At 45.4% G+C, this 16,882-nt stretch carries 10 protein-coding genes and 3 pseudogenes; 5 read left to right on the forward strand and 8 right to left on the reverse strand.

Features of this window, described 5'->3' with window-relative positions; all coding sequences use genetic code 11:
• Positions 1–25 precede the first annotated feature (25 nt).
• From RE628_RS22000 to RE628_RS22040, 7 genes and pseudogenes are all read right to left on the reverse strand, one after another.
• The gene (locus RE628_RS22000; RefSeq protein WP_309155040.1) at positions 26–1,249 is read right to left on the reverse strand and encodes an MDR family MFS transporter; all 1,224 of its coding nucleotides are present in this window, start codon (positions 1,247–1,249) and stop codon (positions 26–28) included.
• 133 nt (positions 1,250–1,382) lie between these two features.
• Positions 1,383–1,940, reverse strand: coding sequence for a sensor histidine kinase (locus RE628_RS22005; RefSeq protein WP_309155042.1), 558 nt, complete (start codon positions 1,938–1,940; stop codon positions 1,383–1,385).
• Entirely contained in the window at positions 1,847–3,154 is a 1,308-nt protein-coding gene (locus RE628_RS22010) for a cache domain-containing sensor histidine kinase (protein WP_309155043.1), read from the reverse strand. Before RE628_RS22010 ends, RE628_RS22005 begins: the two co-directional genes overlap by 94 nt.
• A 15-nt stretch (positions 3,155–3,169) precedes the next feature.
• Positions 3,170–4,759 (reverse strand): annotated as a pseudogene (locus RE628_RS29785) (response regulator).
• Positions 4,760–4,908: 149 nt separating this feature from the next.
• A complete protein-coding gene (locus tag RE628_RS22030; RefSeq protein WP_309155046.1) occupies positions 4,909–6,591 on the reverse strand; it encodes an extracellular solute-binding protein in 1,683 nt (560 codons plus the stop codon).
• Between the two features lie 303 nt (positions 6,592–6,894).
• Positions 6,895–7,788, reverse strand: a complete 894-nt coding sequence (locus RE628_RS22035) for a carbohydrate ABC transporter permease (protein WP_309155047.1) — start codon at positions 7,786–7,788, stop codon at positions 6,895–6,897.
• A gap of 30 nt (positions 7,789–7,818) precedes the next feature.
• A pseudogene (locus tag RE628_RS22040) lies at positions 7,819–8,779 on the reverse strand (ABC transporter permease).
• A 260-nt stretch (positions 8,780–9,039) separates the two neighbouring features.
• Here RE628_RS22040 and RE628_RS22045 point away from each other — a divergent pair.
• Positions 9,040–10,336, forward strand: a pseudogene (locus RE628_RS22045) (amino acid permease).
• Between the two features lie 124 nt (positions 10,337–10,460).
• Positions 10,461–12,713 (forward strand): alpha/beta hydrolase family protein, encoded by a 2,253-nt coding sequence (locus RE628_RS22050; protein WP_309155048.1) that lies wholly within the window; start codon positions 10,461–10,463, stop codon positions 12,711–12,713.
• A gap of 116 nt (positions 12,714–12,829) precedes the next feature.
• On the opposite strand, the gene RE628_RS22055 is transcribed toward RE628_RS22050, so the two are convergent.
• Positions 12,830–13,378, reverse strand: a complete 549-nt coding sequence (locus tag RE628_RS22055) for a GbsR/MarR family transcriptional regulator (RefSeq protein WP_309155051.1) — start codon at positions 13,376–13,378, stop codon at positions 12,830–12,832.
• A gap of 369 nt (positions 13,379–13,747) precedes the next feature.
• Between RE628_RS22055 and RE628_RS22060 the strand changes: the two genes are divergently transcribed.
• From RE628_RS22060 to RE628_RS22070, 3 genes are read left to right on the forward strand one after another with little or no spacing between them, the layout of a single operon-like run.
• Entirely contained in the window at positions 13,748–14,923 is a 1,176-nt protein-coding gene (locus RE628_RS22060) for a quaternary amine ABC transporter ATP-binding protein (RefSeq protein WP_309155055.1), read from the forward strand.
• Positions 14,924–14,961: 38 nt separating this feature from the next.
• Complete coding sequence (locus tag RE628_RS22065) at positions 14,962–15,804, forward strand: ABC transporter permease (RefSeq protein WP_309155059.1); 843 nt, start codon at positions 14,962–14,964, stop codon at positions 15,802–15,804.
• A 1-nt stretch (position 15,805) separates the two neighbouring features.
• Entirely contained in the window at positions 15,806–16,717 is a 912-nt protein-coding gene (locus RE628_RS22070; protein WP_309155062.1) for a glycine betaine ABC transporter substrate-binding protein, read from the forward strand.
• Positions 16,718–16,882: the final 165 nt, after the last annotated feature.

Here is a 16,882-nt window from a genome sequence, read left to right on the forward strand (position 1 = left end):
TAACACCGACAACATCAATATGATATTAGGCCTCCGTATCCCCAATAGTTCGTTGCAGTTGCCGATGTGCTCCGAGCAAGAAGGGAATACCACACACCGTCGTTAACGCCAATATGGCGAAGATCAGTGTAGCGGAAGCAGCGCCCAAGGAATTAAGCAGCAGTCCGCCAAGTAATGGAGCCATTACATTCCCCAAATTGTTAAAACCGAACATCCCAAAATAGGTGCCACGTAAATCTGGTTTAGCAATACGGTCGACAAGTACATCTGTCATGGTAAACATCAGCACCTCCCCGACCGTGAATATGATAACCCCGAGCATAAATGACCATATCTGATGGAAGCTACCAAATACCAGCATGCTTATAGCAACTAATAGATTGCCTGTTATTAGAGGAAGTGCTGGGGAGAAACGACTGGCGAATCTGACAATCGGGAACTGCACGATCAGCACAACCACGGCATTCAATGAGATCATATAACCGAACCATTTCGCACCGTCTGTGACATATGGACTCATCTCCATATACTGAGCTAACGTAGAGTCAAAATGCCCGTAACCGAGTACACAAAAAATCATGCCAATCAGCACATACATAAAAGTGCGGTCTTTACCTGTTACTCGGAAAGCCTCCGATAGTGTTAACCGTTCACTACCAGATGACTTCGCACCGCCGATCTCACGATGAACAAAAAACTGTACGACTAGAACTACCCCATAGCTCAGATACACTATACCCGCGATAAGAAACCCGAGGCCAGATTGCGTCGTTCCTAACCACATACCGAGCAGTGGTCCGATAACCACCCCGATATTAATCGCCGCGTAACGGAGATTGAAGACGAGCAACTTACTCTCTCGCGACGTAATATCAGCTAGTAGCGCTCTGGAGGTTGGTTCGAACATTGCCCGGCATAATCCGTTCAGAGCGTTCATAATGAAGAAGAGCCAGATTCGGTCTGCGGCCGCAAAGCCGAAGAAGACAAGCACCCAGCCAAACACCGAAATGAATAGAACCGCCTTACGCCCGATGACATCGGAAATATAGCCTCCATAGAAGCTGGCGAAGACACCAATCAGAGAGCTGACCGCGACGACCATCCCCGCCTCTGCCGGAGTCGCATGCAGAAATCTAATCAAATAAATCGATAAAAAAGGAATACTCATCGAAGTAGCCATCCTGCCGAAGATCGTTCCGGCAATAATGGTCCAGCATAGTGGGTGAATCTGCTTCAGGTGTAATTTCATTGAATGCCTCTCTTTCATGAAGTTAGTATTCTATCAGATTCCTCACTAAGTTAAATTATGTAAACAAAATGATAACGCCAATAATAGCAAAGGGCCTGGCATACCGTCAAGCAGCTGCCATGGCCCAATCAATCTATGTCTTGCCTATTTTTCTAGCAGGAATAACGATCTGCACAGTTGTACCGATCCCACGCCCACTTCCGATCGTTACCCCATAATCACTGCCAAAATGAAGTTGAATCCGACTATGCACATTGCGGATCCCAAACCCGGTGTTGAGCCCTTCGATAGGATCGAAGATCTGTCTAATCCTTTCCGCAGGCATTCCTACCCCGTTATCGATAATTTTGAATATAATCTGTTCCTCTTCAAGACGGCCGACAATGCGAATATTGAGGGAATCCCCCATCCGGGCATGCTCGAACGCATTCTCTATAAAGGGTTGTAATATCAGTTTGATCGTCTCATATTTACCGATGGCCGGATCAATATCATAATCAATCGTTACCGCATCACCGAATTTCGTCTTCTGGATGCTCATGTAAGCCTCAGCTTGCTCAAGCTCGCTACGAACGGGAATCAAGGTTCTCCCCTCATTCAAGGACAGTCGGTAAAACTTGGCCAGATCGAGTACCATTTGCTGCAGCTTGTCGATCTGACCGAACTTGGCCAGTCTGCTGATTGATGACAATGTGTTATACAGAAAATGTGGGTTGATCTGCGCTTGCAGCGACTCAAGCTCCGCTTCTTCTTCTCAATCTGGGTCACATATACTTCCTCAATCAGATGATTGATATTTTGCCCCATCTCATTTAAGGCCAAAGCGATCTCCGAGAACTCATCTTTCCCGTGATAGCCCATCCGCTTATGCAGTTCTCCTTCTCGATAGGCGTTCAGCACAGAGACAACCTTATTCATCCGAATCGAGAAATAGCGTGAAATGAACATACCAGCAAAGGTAAATACGACGAGACAGAGTAGGCAGATCGCGATGATGAACATTGTTACCCGGGCCGAATCTTGTTCCATGACCGTCATCGGTACATAGGCGACCAGTTCCCAATTCTGATGGCCAACATTATCTTTTATGACCAGGTAATTATTTTGATTCACAGTGCCATTCACATGATCAATCATATCCGGCAATTTCCCGGATTGATACATAATACCCCCGTTCTCATCTTTAATAAGAAGAGCACCGCCCTCACCAATCTTGGTATAATCCACTGCTTGGAACAATTCCTGTTTGCGTACGCTGAAGCGCATGAATCCAATTTCCTTTAAGTTTAATGGACTTTTCATGTCAACTAGGCGTCTGAGCAGTGAAATTCGGCCTAGCTCATTGTCGCGCTCCACCTTTTGCCAGACCATCGTCTGCCCTATCTTCTCCGCAGGGAAATTGCGATGCCAGTTCTTGTCCTCTATACGGTCCAAATGATATAGGTTATAGGTCTTCATGCGTTCTAAGAGATCTGGATTCTCATTATCAATAAAACCATAATATTTCTCCGGGAGCGTGTCATTGTCAAGAAATATGTACATAGCGATATTCAATCCCGTCGCATTTAGAGCAATATCGAATTTAGGCATAATAATTTTCGTAATCCGCTCATGGTTGTCCCATCCCATCTTGTAGCTCCTGAGCTCGGTAATTAACGAATAATCATCATACAGCATATTAGAGATGCGCTCCACATCGTCCATTTTATATTCAATATTATCTTTGATCTGGGTAATCGTCCCTTGAATATTGCTCCTTGTCTGCTTGCGGATCGAGTCCTGATACATCGTATGTGAGAAATAACCGATCGCAATGACCGGTATAATGATAAAGACCATATATGTCAACATCAGCTTATATCCAAAAGGTATAAACTTTGCTCTCTGCACATTTGGGGTTGGCATATTCACCCTCCATCATCATTCACGTTTGCGATATTCGGCCGTGTCATTCCGAAGGTCTCTCTGAATTGTTTACTGAAATACGGTATATATCGGTATCCGACCTGGTCGGCAACCTCGTAAATCTTCAATGTTGGATCCTTCAACAACTCGCGCGCCCGTTCCATACGCATTGTTACAAGCACCTCACTGAAGCTCTTACCTACTTCTTCCTTAAATAAATACCCTAAATAATTCGGAGAGAAGAAAACTGCTGCGCTATATCCTTCAAAGTGATATTCTCATGCAGCCGTCCTTTGATAATCTTCATAATTTCCCCGATCAATCGGCTGTTTTTGGATTCTTCCTTCTGATGAATCATTTCGGAAATTTCAAACACACGTCTTACTAGCCAGGAACGGATATCCTCCATCATTTCAAACTTCAATACGACATCAAGACTATCCAATTCCATCCCAAGCATCTCGAACAAGTCCTGGTCTAAGGTATGTAAATATTGATCCAATTTGAATATGATATAGGTGGTCAAATTGTAGATTGTGAACTTGGATCGCAATGTCGATACAGACAGAAATAAATTGTCGATCTCATCATGGATTCGAACTAGATCATAAGTAACCATCGCCTTGAACAGGGCATCTAGGCGAATATCGAGCGTTCTGGCATCTTTGAGCTCGGGAGCCTTGCGGACATCCTCATACTTGATCAACTGGCCGCGCCGGAAGAACATTTTACCGTCCAGCGCTTCAAGCGCCTCTTTATAGGAAAGTGATAATTGAAAAATATCGTCGACATTTCTGCCCAGGCCTATTGTAATAGGTACGGATAGTCCCTGGTCCAGAGCAGTGCGCATTCTATCAATCCTTCTCTCAATTAGCGGGCTGTGAAGCACGGCCGCCAGCCGGTAGCGGGACAATTTGCACCAATGCACTCCCTGATCCTGAACAATTTCTTGTAGCTGCTGTAGACACTGATCTGGCAAGGAGTAGTCTGCAGATTCATGAACCCTGTTTCGTTCGCTTGGGCCTGACAGCAGATTCAGCTCATCGATCTCCAACACCGCTACACATAACGGAGCTTCCAGATAATTCAGTCCGTAAGCGGAGACCAGCTTCATCATCTGTTCGTTCTTCCCCAGGCCTGCTCACCTTCAAGTAAACGGAAGAGCAGATCGTTCTTGGCCATCGGCTTAAGATGACCGAATTGCTCCTCAGCCTCCTTGCGGCGTTCCTCCTCTATGAGCTCCTGAATAATGCTTTTTAGTGATGCGATCAATTCATTATCATCCATAGGCTTAAGTACATAGCTGCAGGCCTTCAGCGACAGCGCTTGCTTTACATAATGAAAATCCTGATACCCACTTACAAAAATAATCCGAATATTGGAACTTTTTTCTATCGCGATTCGAGCTAGTTCAAGACCAGTCATATTCGGCATGTTCACATCAGTGACTAAAATATCTATATCCTGTCGTTCCAGCACTTCGCAAGCGGAGAATCCATTGCTTACTGCGGCGACAACTTCAAGTCCCAGGTCAGACCAGGGGATAAACTGCTTCATGCCCTCAAGGTCCAGCATTTCATCATCAGCCAACAATACTTTATACATGCTGACAAAGCCTCCCGATGGTTGGTTGTATATTCCAGTATACTCTGTCCAATTCTTCCTGAATAGACATGCATATGTATCAGATCAATACGACTGCGACAAATTAGCAAAGAAGGGACCCATAATAACGAGTCCCTTCCAGTTAATAATTAATTACCGTTAATCATTGCTTTGTTCTCATTCCATTTTTGTACGTAGAAATCAAGCACCTTGTCGAAGCCTGCAGACATCGTATCATCATAGGCTTTGTCCAGAAGTGCGAGCGTTTCTTCATCCGACTTCGTGTACAGTGTTTGTGCTCTGACCTGCAGCCAGATATCACGTGCACGCTGGTATGAGATACCTTCCTCTGAATCCGGCATTGGTGTCATATTTACGAATTGTGTTCCATCACCCTGTGTTTTCCACGTAATTTGATATTGCCAATACGTTGCCCAGTTACGATCCTGCTCCGCCAATGTCGATTCATACTTACCTTTCGTGTCATCCGCAAATACCGTGTTACCAACCCACATAATTGGGTCCATCTTTGTCTGATATTCGCTCAATTGATCTCTTTGCGTTACATATTTCTCAGTAAATTTAGGTGTATATCCATCTGCCTCAAGACCTTGCCAGTATTCCCCTTCAACACCCCAGAATTGAAGCGTCGTTCCCTCTGGACCGGTCCAGTAATCGAGGAATGCGAATACGGCTTCAGGATCCTTGGCGCTTGTCGTAATGACAGCAGCGTTCCAACCTAATTTGTTATAAGTCCCCGGATAAATCTTGTCCTTGTCAAGCCCTTCCTTGTGAATCGGCCATACCATGAAATAGCCATCTTCTGGGTCTTTCTTTCTCAGTTCTGAATCGGCCGTCATTGCATATACGGTAGGGTTAGCGGATGCATACACAGCTACACGTCCGTTAATCAACTTCTCATCTACTTGGTCTCGTGTCTGCGTCATCGCATCCTGCGTCATCAAGCCTTCACGGAATAATTTCGCAGCGTATACAACGGATTCACGGAACGCTTCATCTTTATAGATCGGCTTCATTTTTTCTCCATCTGGTACAGCGAAGAATCTTTGGAAACCGAGGTTATCTTCCTTAAATGCGGAGTAAATTTGATCTAAGCCATGTCCATCTTTCGCCAGGTCAGTTTCAAACGGAACCACCTTAGGGAACTTCTCCTTAACCTGTTTCAAATAAGCGTACAGATCATCGGTTGTCTCCAGCTTAGGCTCGCCAAGCTCCTTATAAATCTTCTTGTTAACTACCCAGCCTGCGTTCCCGTTCGGGCGATTCGTATACCAGTTCGGGAATTGATACAACTTGCCGTCCGGTGAACGGAGCATATTCATAGCAACCGGGTCAAGCCATTTTTTCAGGTTCGGATATTTATCGATATAATCATCCAATGGTACGAGTAGACCTGCATCACGCAGCCGCTCTACGTCGGTTCCACGATCACCCCAAATAATATCGGGGAGTTCACCGGAAGCGATCATCGTGTTCAGTTTTTGTGCAGTGTTGCCTCCATTAGGAATTTCAGTAATCGTTACCTTCTTGTTGTCTTGTACCCATTTAGTAGTCGGGTCATCGCCCCATTTCGGCATTGTGTACCAGTCGTAATTGCCGTACAAGGTAATATTTAGCGGATCTTTACCCAATTCATAAAGTTTTGGGCCTTCATTCTCTGCAGTGTTCTGCTCCTGCGTATTCCCAGCACTAGAGCTATTAGGCTCTGGCGTCTGAGCACTGTTGCCACCTTTACCGGAACAACCTGCTAGAAGTGCGACTATCATCAATACCGACAAGACATTAACGATCAGCTTACTCCTTTTCTTCATACGCTGCATCTTTCCCCTTTCAAATACACAATTTTATTTATGTTTAAAGCAATAGCTCTAAACTCTACCAAAGTGATGCTCATTATAGAGGTTGTTTAAAAAATCCCACTTTGATCACGAAGTAAATCATGAAGCTATCAAGGGGCATCGAATCTTGAATTCAGCCGGGCCTTCCGATGCTCACGTACAAACTACGTACACTCCGCTCCTCAGTCCCTAGCTTCATCCAACCTTCTCGGTGCTGAAAGTCTGACTTTTTAAACTCGCACTTATAACATCGGGAATTTCATAATAAATTGAAGGCTACTCTTTCAGCGAACCTACTAAAACACCTTTTACGAAATACTTCTGTACGAACGGATATACACAGATGATCGGAAGTGTCGCTACCATCATTGTAGCCATTGACAACGATTTACTAGTTACAGTCTTAGCCTTTTGCAAATGAGCAAGTGAGGCAGAATCTATACTGGTTGCTTGCTCACTGACGATATTGGATAACAGAATCTGCCGAAGTATCGTCTGAATCGGATATAGCTTCTGATCCGAGATATAAATCCCTGCTAAGAACCATTCATTCCAGTGAGCTACTGCCGTAAACAATGCTAGCGTTGCAATAACCGGACCGGACAAAGGAAACACAATCCGGAAGAAGGTACCCCAGTTGCCGCAACCGTCGATCTTGGCCGATTCTTCAAGGCCGTTAGGCAGGCCGAGGAAGAAGGTTCGGAAGATGATCATATTCCATACTCCAATCAAGCCTGGGATGATAAAGACCCAGAAGGAGTTCATCAAGCCGAGATTGCGAATCAGCATGAAGGTAGGAATCAATCCACCTCCGAAGTACATCGTAATAATACACATGACCATATAATATTTACGGCCCATCAGCTCGCGCTTAGACATACCGTAAGCGAATATTGCAGTGCATAGAATCGATGAGATGGTACCGACTATCGTACGCAGCACGGAAATCACAAACCCGCTCATCAATCGTTCGTCCTTGAACACGACCTTATAGTTCTCAATTGTAAATACTCTAGGCCAGATTGTGATCCCGCCTTTGGAGGTATCTAGCCCCTGGTTGAACGAAATGGCCAGGGCATTCAAAAATGGATATAACGTACTTACTGCGAACAATATCAAGAAAATATAGATGCATATGATCATAATACGGTCCCCAAGGCTATCGCGCATGTCCCAATTCCTCCTCTGATCTTGTGCCTTTTACCATAAGCTGTTGCCGCTCCTTCTGGCCACGAAGTTCGCCATTGTGAGTAAGCCGACGCTAATTACTGCCTTAAACACGCCAACAGCAGTCGCATAAGAATAACGGAAATTGTTAATACCGACCCGAACGACATAAGTATCAAGCACGTCGGATACGTCGCGAAGCGCTGGATTAGCAGCGAGAATCAGAATATCCTCAAACCCTGCACTAAGCAGGTTACCAATTTGCAGAATCATAAAGATAGCTACGACTGGCATAATCGATGGAAGTGTGATCAAATAGATCTGCTTGAAGCGGCTCGCACCGTCGATTGACGCTGCTTCATAAGTGTGGGGATCTACCCGGCAATCGCGGCCAGATATACAATGGAGCCGAATCCGATTTCTTTCCACACATTCGTCGATACGAGAATTCCCAGAAATATTCAGGCAACGACAGGAAATTTATCGGTTTATCGATTAAATGTAGCTTCTCCAGCAGCATATTGACACTGCCACCATCCACCGCCAACAAGGAGCCAACCAAGCCGCCAAGGATAACCCAGGACATAAAGTGTGGTAAATAGGTAATGGTCTGTACAACGCGTTTGAACGCCATCTTTCTCACTTCATTCAGAATTAACGCCAGAAAGATCGGTGCTGGAAATCCAATGCAAAATTTCAGCAAGCTGATCACGATCGTGTTGCGCATGACCGTTCCAAATTCAGGCGAGTGGAAGAAATAAACGAAATGCTTCATTCCCACCCAAGGACTGCTTGAAAAGCTATGTCCGATCTTGTAATCCTGAAAAGCAATCAAAATCCCATACATCGGTATGTAACTAAATATAAAGATTAAGATTAAAGCGGGTATAACCATTAGTTGCAAATCTAGCTGCTTGTAAAACCGGACAAGCCCCGCCTTAAACTTCCCCTTCGGCTCAGACTTGATCGTCTGATTCACGGAAAGCTGTGCCATGACTAGTTCCTCCCCAATATCATTCTCCGTCTACACTTCATTTTAGAGAAGTATGAAACCGTTTACTACCTGACCAATCAACGAAATGTGATACTTATCAACAAGAGTTATATCACTTTCTACGAATTGCAATTTGTTGTATGATGAGACTCGATATATTTTTTTCATTACAACACCTGGGAGGAATCTCATTGAACAACACTAACAACGAAGAACCATCATCCTTGCAGAAGAAACTGCTTCCGCGACATATTAGCTTTATGGCCATGGGCGGCGTAATTGGCACAGGCATATTTAAAGGAAGCGCTGAGACGGTTGGTATCGCCAGCCGGGGGTCATTTTTTCTTATATTTTCGCAGGTCTCCTGCTCTTGGTCGTTATGAGCGCAATCGCTGAAATGGCAACGATCTATAAGGGAAAGAACATGAAGGAATTCATCCGCGAAGCATTTGGAGAGCGCTTCTCCTTCGTAATCGGCTGGTTGTATTGCTTCATGTGGCTGGCGGTCTGCGTAATTGAAGTCATCGCAGCCGGGAGCTTCTTGCAATTCTGGATGCCGGATGCTCCTCTTTGGCTATTAAGCCTGGCCTGCGCCGCGTTTATAATCATCATTAATACGTTGAGTGTTAGTACCTATGGTGAATTTGAATTTTGGCTGGCTGGAATCAAGATTGCCATGATTATTGTCTTTATCGTGCTGGGGCATGTATTTTGTTCGGCATCATCCCTGGCTCGGATGCACCATTGCTTCACAACTTCACAAATAATGGCGGCTTTTTCCCGAATGGCTGGACGGCCATCTTCTCCGCTCTCTTGGTCGTTATGTTCTCATACGGCGGCTCAGAGCTAATCGGCCTGACGCTGTCGGAGACGCAGGATGCAGAGAAGGTACTGCCTCGTGTCGTGAAAAGCTTCATCTTAAGAGTGATTCTGTTCTATACCTTGCCTATTCTAATTATTTGTGGGTTAATTCCGTGGAATAGCTTGAATGAGCATACAAGTCCGTTCGTACAGGTACTCACTTCAGCCGGTCTACAGGGTGCGGCCCATATTATTAACTTCATTCTGATCACCGCAGTGTTGTCCGCCGCGAATTCCGGAATTTACGGAGCAACGCGGATGCTGCATTCGATGGCTAAAGACGGTGAAGCCCCTGCTGCTCTCGGTCGCCTGTCCCAGAGAGGTGTACCGATTAACAGTCTCAAGCTGAGTGCAATTGTGCTAGTTGCTGGTTCCATGATCGCCTATATTACGCAGGACGGATTGTTTAGACTGCTGATGGCGGTTCCGGGATTTGTCGTGATTCTAGTATGGGTCAGCATTTGTATGGCCCAGTTCAAGCTCAGAAAAAACTATCCGCATGAGCCTAGCTTCAAGGTATGGGGATACCCCTATATCACTCTGATCACTATCTTCTGTCTATCCTTGATCGCCCTAATGTTCATATTCGATGCTAGAAATCGTATCAGCATTGGTGTATGCCTGGGAGTACTCTTCATTCTGATCATCTATGCTTTCATTAAGTTCAGAACCAGCAACAAGAGGACAAACAGTTAAAGAGGCGGCAATCTCAGCTTCATTTAACAACCTCTATAAGAATGGAAGTATTTTTATTCTTTTCTCCTTTGAATCTCCCGGACTAAAAATGTTACAATAATGTCATCTAAGGACGGGAGAAAATATGGATTTACAATTACAAAATGAATTTTCTTTACGGAAACCGCCGCTTCGTTCAAGAATTATGCGCCGTATCCGGCGTACATATCAATACGATACACGCTTCTGGAGAATAAGCATTGCCGGTCCTTGGGCGGCCGGCATGTTCGCTTTTGCTCTTGCTGCACTTGGTCTGCCGACTGGACTCGGTCTGGGAATGGATCTGCTCATGTTCCTCTTCACCGCGACTATAGCGATGTTCCTCGTCGCTCATGGGGTCGCTGTTCTGCTGGCCTTAACCGGATTACCGGCACCGCGGCTCTTTATCGGCACTATATTGTTTGATCTTGGGGCCGTCTTCTTTATTTTCGATGGTGATGAGTCCCTTGAGATATCAATCGCCGTAGCGATAATCCTGACGCTAATTGGCGTCATTACAGGTCTTATGGCTGGACTTATCTTTAAGATCTATAACAGCAGTCCAGCTGGAGGGCGACTCAGAACAGGGATACGAATCATGTGTGCACTTTGTATATGTGTCGTGGTATGGTCAGTGATTAGCGGGAGCACTAAATCAATCCAGAGCGTCGCCGATTCGGATGAGGCTATGAACAGTCCTGCTGAGCCGGGCACCTATGCTGTTACTACTTTTAATTACGGTAGTGGTAAAGATATGTGGCAGCCGGAGTTCGGTGCGTCGACAGACTTGGTATCTCAACCTGTCGATGCCAGCGCTTATATTACGAAATGGTCCAAATACCGCACATTATATCTCGGATATGATCAGAAGGCACTGCCGTTGAATGGCCGCGTGTGGATGCCTCAAGGAAGCGAAGATGAGACCTATCCGCTCATCCTGATCGTTCACGGCAACCATCTGATGGAGGATCGTTCGGAAGCGGGTTACGCCTATCTAGGTGAACTGCTAGCCAGTCGGGGGTTCATCGCTGTATCCGTCGATGAGAATTTTCTGAATTACTCGGCATGGACGGGAATTCCTGATAATGACATGAAGGTAAGGGCATGGGTATTGCTGAAGCATCTACAACAGATCCATACCTTTGCACAGTCTCCCGGCACCCCCTTCTTCGACAAGGTTGATATGAACAGCATTGCCCTGATCGGCCATTCGCGCGGCGGGCAAGCGATCGCGATGGCAGCGGACTATACAAAATGGTTCAAATCCGACACTACCCTCGATAACGTGAAGCAGTTCAACATCAAGGCGGTTGCCGCAATTGCCCCAACGGATAAGAAAGTGGACGGCATGAATGCCAAATTAAAGGATATCAACTACTTGACCATTCAGGGTGCTAATGATGGCGATGTCAGTGATTTCGATGGAGATCGCCAGTACAACCGGACCTCCTTTACGAAGGGAACAGATTCCTTCAAAGCTTCTTTATACGTACAAGGAGCGAATCACAGCCAGTTCAATACGGATTGGGGATTGCGCGATATTAGCTTTCCGACAGGTATATTATTAAAGAGGGATAATTTCCTGAGCGGTGTAAATCAGAGAATGGTTGCTAAATTGTATATCTCCGCTTTCATGGAGACATCTCTGCATGGACAGGAACAGTATATGTCATTTTTCCGTGACTACCACGAAGTTCTTCCCATGCTACCAGAGACGACCTATATTAATCAGTATGAAGATGGTCATTTCACAATATGGACGCGGTTTGAAGAGGACTCAAACCGTAAATCTCTTCCGAAGAATGGTATTGCCGATGGCAAGAATATCATTTGGCGGGAGGAGGAGACGAAGAACCGCGGTAAATCCAACAAGGGGGATCACGCCCTAATCCTAGAGAGAAGTCATCCTTCATCTGAGGAGTCTGTCTACAGCATGAGTTGGCCAAATCGAGCGCCGCAACCAGCCGGCGGTCCACCTCAAGCGCTCTCCTTCGCGTTAGCGGATCAGAGCAAGACGCTGGACGAGATACAAGAGAAAGCTAATTCAGACAGTTTCGCTGTTGAAATTGAGCTTATGGATAAACACGGCACAAAATCGCGTCTACCTCTATCCCATTTTAATGATCTACCTGAGTTATCAGAAGTGCAATTTACACTTCATCCTTGGCTCGAGCTTCATATGTCGGATGGGAAATTTAACAATCCTACAGAAGCAATATTTCAGACATATACATTACCGATGACTGATTTTATAAGTGCCAACCCCGAATTTGCTCCTGAAGAAGGCATCAAATCGCTCTCATTCATTCTCATAGGTGATCGGGGTAAAATTATGCTCGATGATATTGGTATGTATTAATTCTGATAAACAAAAATAGCCTCTGCCTGTGCGAAAAAGCGCTCATTGATTAGGCGCTCGCAAAGGCGAGGCTATTTTTTTCATTGCTTAAACCCTTTAAATTGAATAAGGTCATATTACTCTTTTGGCACTAGGTCAAAAATCTCACCGTTCTCCATCGCATCAATCAGACGGTCAAGCCAGCTGTAGTATTTAACTGCCTCATTCATTTTGTGAACATCCTCTTCAAGGACACTCCGCAGAGATGGTTCAATATCCTCCGTTAAGTACTTGCTCATTTCCTTGATGGAACGCTTTAGCACCAGAATATTTCCCTCTACTGCCTTCCGCCATTTAATCGCGAAGAAGTCAGTAAACGTCTGATACCAGTCATACTCCACTTCGTATAAGTCCTTGCGAGAGCCCTTCTCCCACACTTTATTGACCATCTTCATATCGAGCAAGGTTCTTACTCCTGTACTCATGCTCGTCTTGCTCATTTTCATTCCCATACCCATTTCATCGAGGGTCATAGGTTTATCAGCAAAAAAGAGCAAACCATACAAATGTCCCGTTGATAACGGAATTCCATATAGATTCATATTCCTTCCTATCGCTTCTATAACCCGTTTACGCACGTTAAGTACCGCGGTTTGCTGTTCCGGGCTGAGCTGGTCCAAGCTCATGCTTGCAACCTCCTATCGTTCCGATCAAGCTATCTTGGTTGTATTACCTTTTGGTTAACATATTCATTTTAATGATATTTTTATCTTAAGAAAAGCATGCCCAAAAGTAAAGAAGCGAATCATACCGCAATTATGAGTAAACGGCAGTATTCGTAAGATTCTATTCGTACAGTTTTTTCTGTACGTTCTATACGTACGGATATTAACGTTGATTAATTTTCTATCCATTTGTTACACTATAGAACAGCGAAGCATGTTAAATCATATCGTCGTAACTTATGTTCAAATAAAGCAGTTGCGAATTACAGAGAACTGAGAGGAACTCGCAAATCCAGCTATCTGTTAAGTGGAACTCTAAGGGGTGAGTATATGGAGCAAAATATTCTTGAGATTAGAAAGCTGAGTAAACTGTTCGGTCCTAATGCAGAACAAGGCGTTCGGCTACTAGAACAAGGCTATAACAAAGTGAAGTTAGCCAATGAAAAAGGAATAACCGTTGGGGTTAACCAAATGAGTCTCAGCGTCCATAAAGGAGAAATATTCGTCATCATGGGACTATCCGGTAGCGGCAAATCGACGCTCGTCCGGATGTTGAACCGACTCATAGAGCCGACTGCAGGAGAGATTCTTCTACATGGCCAAGATTTACTGAAGATGAATAAAGCACAATTAAGAGAAGTGCGACGCAAGAAGATTACGATGGTATTCCAGAAATTCGCGTTATTTCCGCATCGTACAGTACTCCATAACGTGGAGTATGGACTTGAGATCCAGAAAGTCAATAAGGAAGAACGTAAGCAAAAGGCGCTGCAGGCGTTGGAACTCGTCGGACTTAAGGGTTGGGAGAACAAATTGCCTGATCAACTAAGTGGTGGTATGCAGCAACGGGTAGGTCTTGCTAGAGCACTCGCAAATGATCCGGAAATATTGCTTATGGACGAAGCCTTTAGTGCGCTCGATCCATTGATCCGCCGCGATATGCAGGATGAACTACTGGAGCTACAGGAGAAAATGAAGAAGACGATCATCTTTATTACGCATGATCTAGATGAAGCACTACGGCTTGGAGACCGCATTGCACTCATGAAGGATGGAGCGCTCGTACAGCTTGGTACGCCGGAAGAGATGCTAACACAGCCGGCTGATCGCTATGTTGAACGATTTATTGAAGATGTAGACCTATCGAAGGTCATTACTGCTTCAAGGGTTATGCGTCGTCCCGAGACAGTGGCCCTTGATCGCGGACCTCGTGTCGCGCTTCAGTTGATGCGTGAAAGAGGAATTTCCAACCTGTTTGTCATCGATCGCGGTAAACGTCTACTCGGCGTTATTACTGCCGAGGATGCTTCCAAGGCCTTGAAAGCGGGACAAGGATTACAAGACATTCTGATTACAGATGGTCCGCGGGTATCGCCGGATACATTACTTGGCGATCTGTTCGAAGTGACGAGTTCTGCTAAAGTGCCTCTTGCGGTCGTAGCGGATGACAATCGGTTGCTCGGCGTTATCGTACGCGGTGCTGTTCTGGGGGCGCTCAGCCGGTGAGCTTAGCGATGAAATTAGCGATTTGGAGGTGAAGGAACATGGACAAGATTCCTAAAGTACCAATAGCGGATTGGGTTGAAAATGTCGTTGATTGGATGGAAACCTCACTAGGTGGATTTTTTGACGGCCTGGCAACGGTCATTGAGTGGATCGTCAATTTATTCTCCGATCTGTTCCTTCTTCCGCACCCTCTATTATTTATCGCTATCCTGAGCGTGCTTGCCTATCTCGTCGGCCGATGGTCGCTTACGATCTTCACAGCCATCGGCTTCCTATTAATCGATAATCTCGGCTATTGGACAGAAACGATGAATACGCTCGGACTTGTTATTACCGCAGGGCTAATCTCAATTTTAATCGGGATTCCGATCGGCATTTGGAGCGCCTACAGCAAGACGGTACATCGGATCGTGTTCCCACTGCTTGATTTCATGCAGACGATGCCTGCATTCGTGTATTTGCTTCCCGCAGTTACTTTCTTCAGCCTCGGTGTCGTTCCAGGTGTGATTGCCTCGGTTATCTTCGCCATCCCGCCAACGATCCGCCTGACTACACTAGGAATCCAGCAAGTATCCGGCGAACTGGCTGAAGCGGCAGATGCCTTCGGCTCAACCTCATGGCAGAAGTTATTCAAGGTTGAATTGCCACTAGCCATGCCAACAATGATGACTGGTGTTAATCAGACCATTATGCTATCGCTCTCTATGGTCGTTATCGCCTCCATGATCGGCGCTCAAGGGATTGGCGCAACAGTATATCGCGCTGTCACACAATTGAAGATTGGCCAAGGCTTCGAGGCTGGGCTTGCTGTCGTCATTCTCGCGATCGTATTAGATCGATTTACTCAAGGTCTATTCAAAACCAGAAAAAGGGGAGAATAATATGAAAATATCTAGAAAGCTATTGCTTATCGGTGGTCTTGCCTCCGTGCTCGCGCTGAGCGCTTGCGGTCAAGCAGCCAATAAGAACGGGAATACCTCTGGGAATGGCGGAGCAGAGTCCTTCGGGAAGCAGGTCAATTATCAAATTATTGGTATTGATCCCGGTGCAGGGATTATGAAAGCGACGAATGAAGCGCTCAAGCAATATGATCTAAAGGACTGGACGCTGATCGAAGGATCAGGTGCGGCCATGACAGCAATGCTTGATAAGTCGATAAAGAGACAGAAACCGATCATAATTACGGGTTGGACTCCGCACTGGATGTTCACCAAATATGATCTGAAATTCCTCGATGATCCAAAGAAAGTGTATGGCGATACGGAAGAGATTCATACAATCGCCCGCAAAGGCTTGAAGGAAGATAAGTCGGTAGCCTATGAATTCCTTGACCGTTTTGAATGGACCGAAGGAGAAATGGGCGAGATCATGTCTGCCATCCAGGATGGCAAAGACCCTGAAGTCGCAGCCAAGGAATGGGCAGACAGCCATAGCGACCGTGTTGATTCTTGGACCAAAGGCCTGAATCCGGTAAATGGAGAATCACTTAAGCTAAGTTATGTGGCCTGGGATTCTGAAATCGCCAGTACAAACCTGTTGAAATATGTACTAGAGAGTAAGCTTGGTTATAAAGTTACAGCACTGCAAGTCGAGGCTGGACCCATGTGGACTGGTGTAGCCAGCGGTGATATAGATGCCATGGCAGCAGCATGGCTTCCATTAACCCACGCCGATTACTGGGCTAAGTATAAGGATCAGATTCAAGATCTCGGCACTAACATGACCGGAGTTCGTACCGGACTCGTCGTTCCCGCCTATGTGGATATCAATTCCATTGAAGATTTGAACAAGTAATAGAGGAATATCCTTAGACGATCGGAAGACAACCAAAAAACGGAGCCATCCCGATTCGGGATGGCTCCTTTGTGTTATATATTATGAAGAAGAGGGAGTATATATACAGTAACACTTCATTATTAATAGAACCTTACTGCAACCTGAAAATTAAATTAAAAATAC

It is taken from the genome of Paenibacillus sp. D2_2 (assembly GCF_031199965.1).
Taxonomy (GTDB): Bacteria; Bacillota; Bacilli; order Paenibacillales; family Paenibacillaceae; genus Fontibacillus.

Excerpts from the sequence above, each read along its gene's own strand:
- RE628_RS22000 (WP_309155040.1), bottom strand. The coding sequence starts at position 1,249 with ATGAAATTACACCTGAAGCAGATTCACCCACTATGCTGGACCATTATT.
- RE628_RS22010 (WP_309155043.1), bottom strand. The coding sequence starts at position 3,154 with ATGCCAACCCCAAATGTGCAGAGAGCAAAGTTTATACCTTTTGGATAT.
- RE628_RS22030 (WP_309155046.1), bottom strand. The coding sequence starts at position 6,591 with ATGAAGAAAAGGAGTAAGCTGATCGTTAATGTCTTGTCGGTATTGATG.
- RE628_RS22035 (WP_309155047.1), bottom strand. The coding sequence starts at position 7,788 with ATGCGCGATAGCCTTGGGGACCGTATTATGATCATATGCATCTATATT.
- RE628_RS22050 (WP_309155048.1), top strand. The coding sequence starts at position 10,461 with ATGGATTTACAATTACAAAATGAATTTTCTTTACGGAAACCGCCGCTT.
- RE628_RS22055 (WP_309155051.1), bottom strand. The coding sequence starts at position 13,378 with ATGAGCTTGGACCAGCTCAGCCCGGAACAGCAAACCGCGGTACTTAAC.
- RE628_RS22060 (WP_309155055.1), top strand. The coding sequence starts at position 13,748 with ATGGAGCAAAATATTCTTGAGATTAGAAAGCTGAGTAAACTGTTCGGT.
- RE628_RS22065 (WP_309155059.1), top strand. The coding sequence starts at position 14,962 with ATGGACAAGATTCCTAAAGTACCAATAGCGGATTGGGTTGAAAATGTC.
- RE628_RS22070 (WP_309155062.1), top strand. The coding sequence starts at position 15,806 with ATGAAAATATCTAGAAAGCTATTGCTTATCGGTGGTCTTGCCTCCGTG.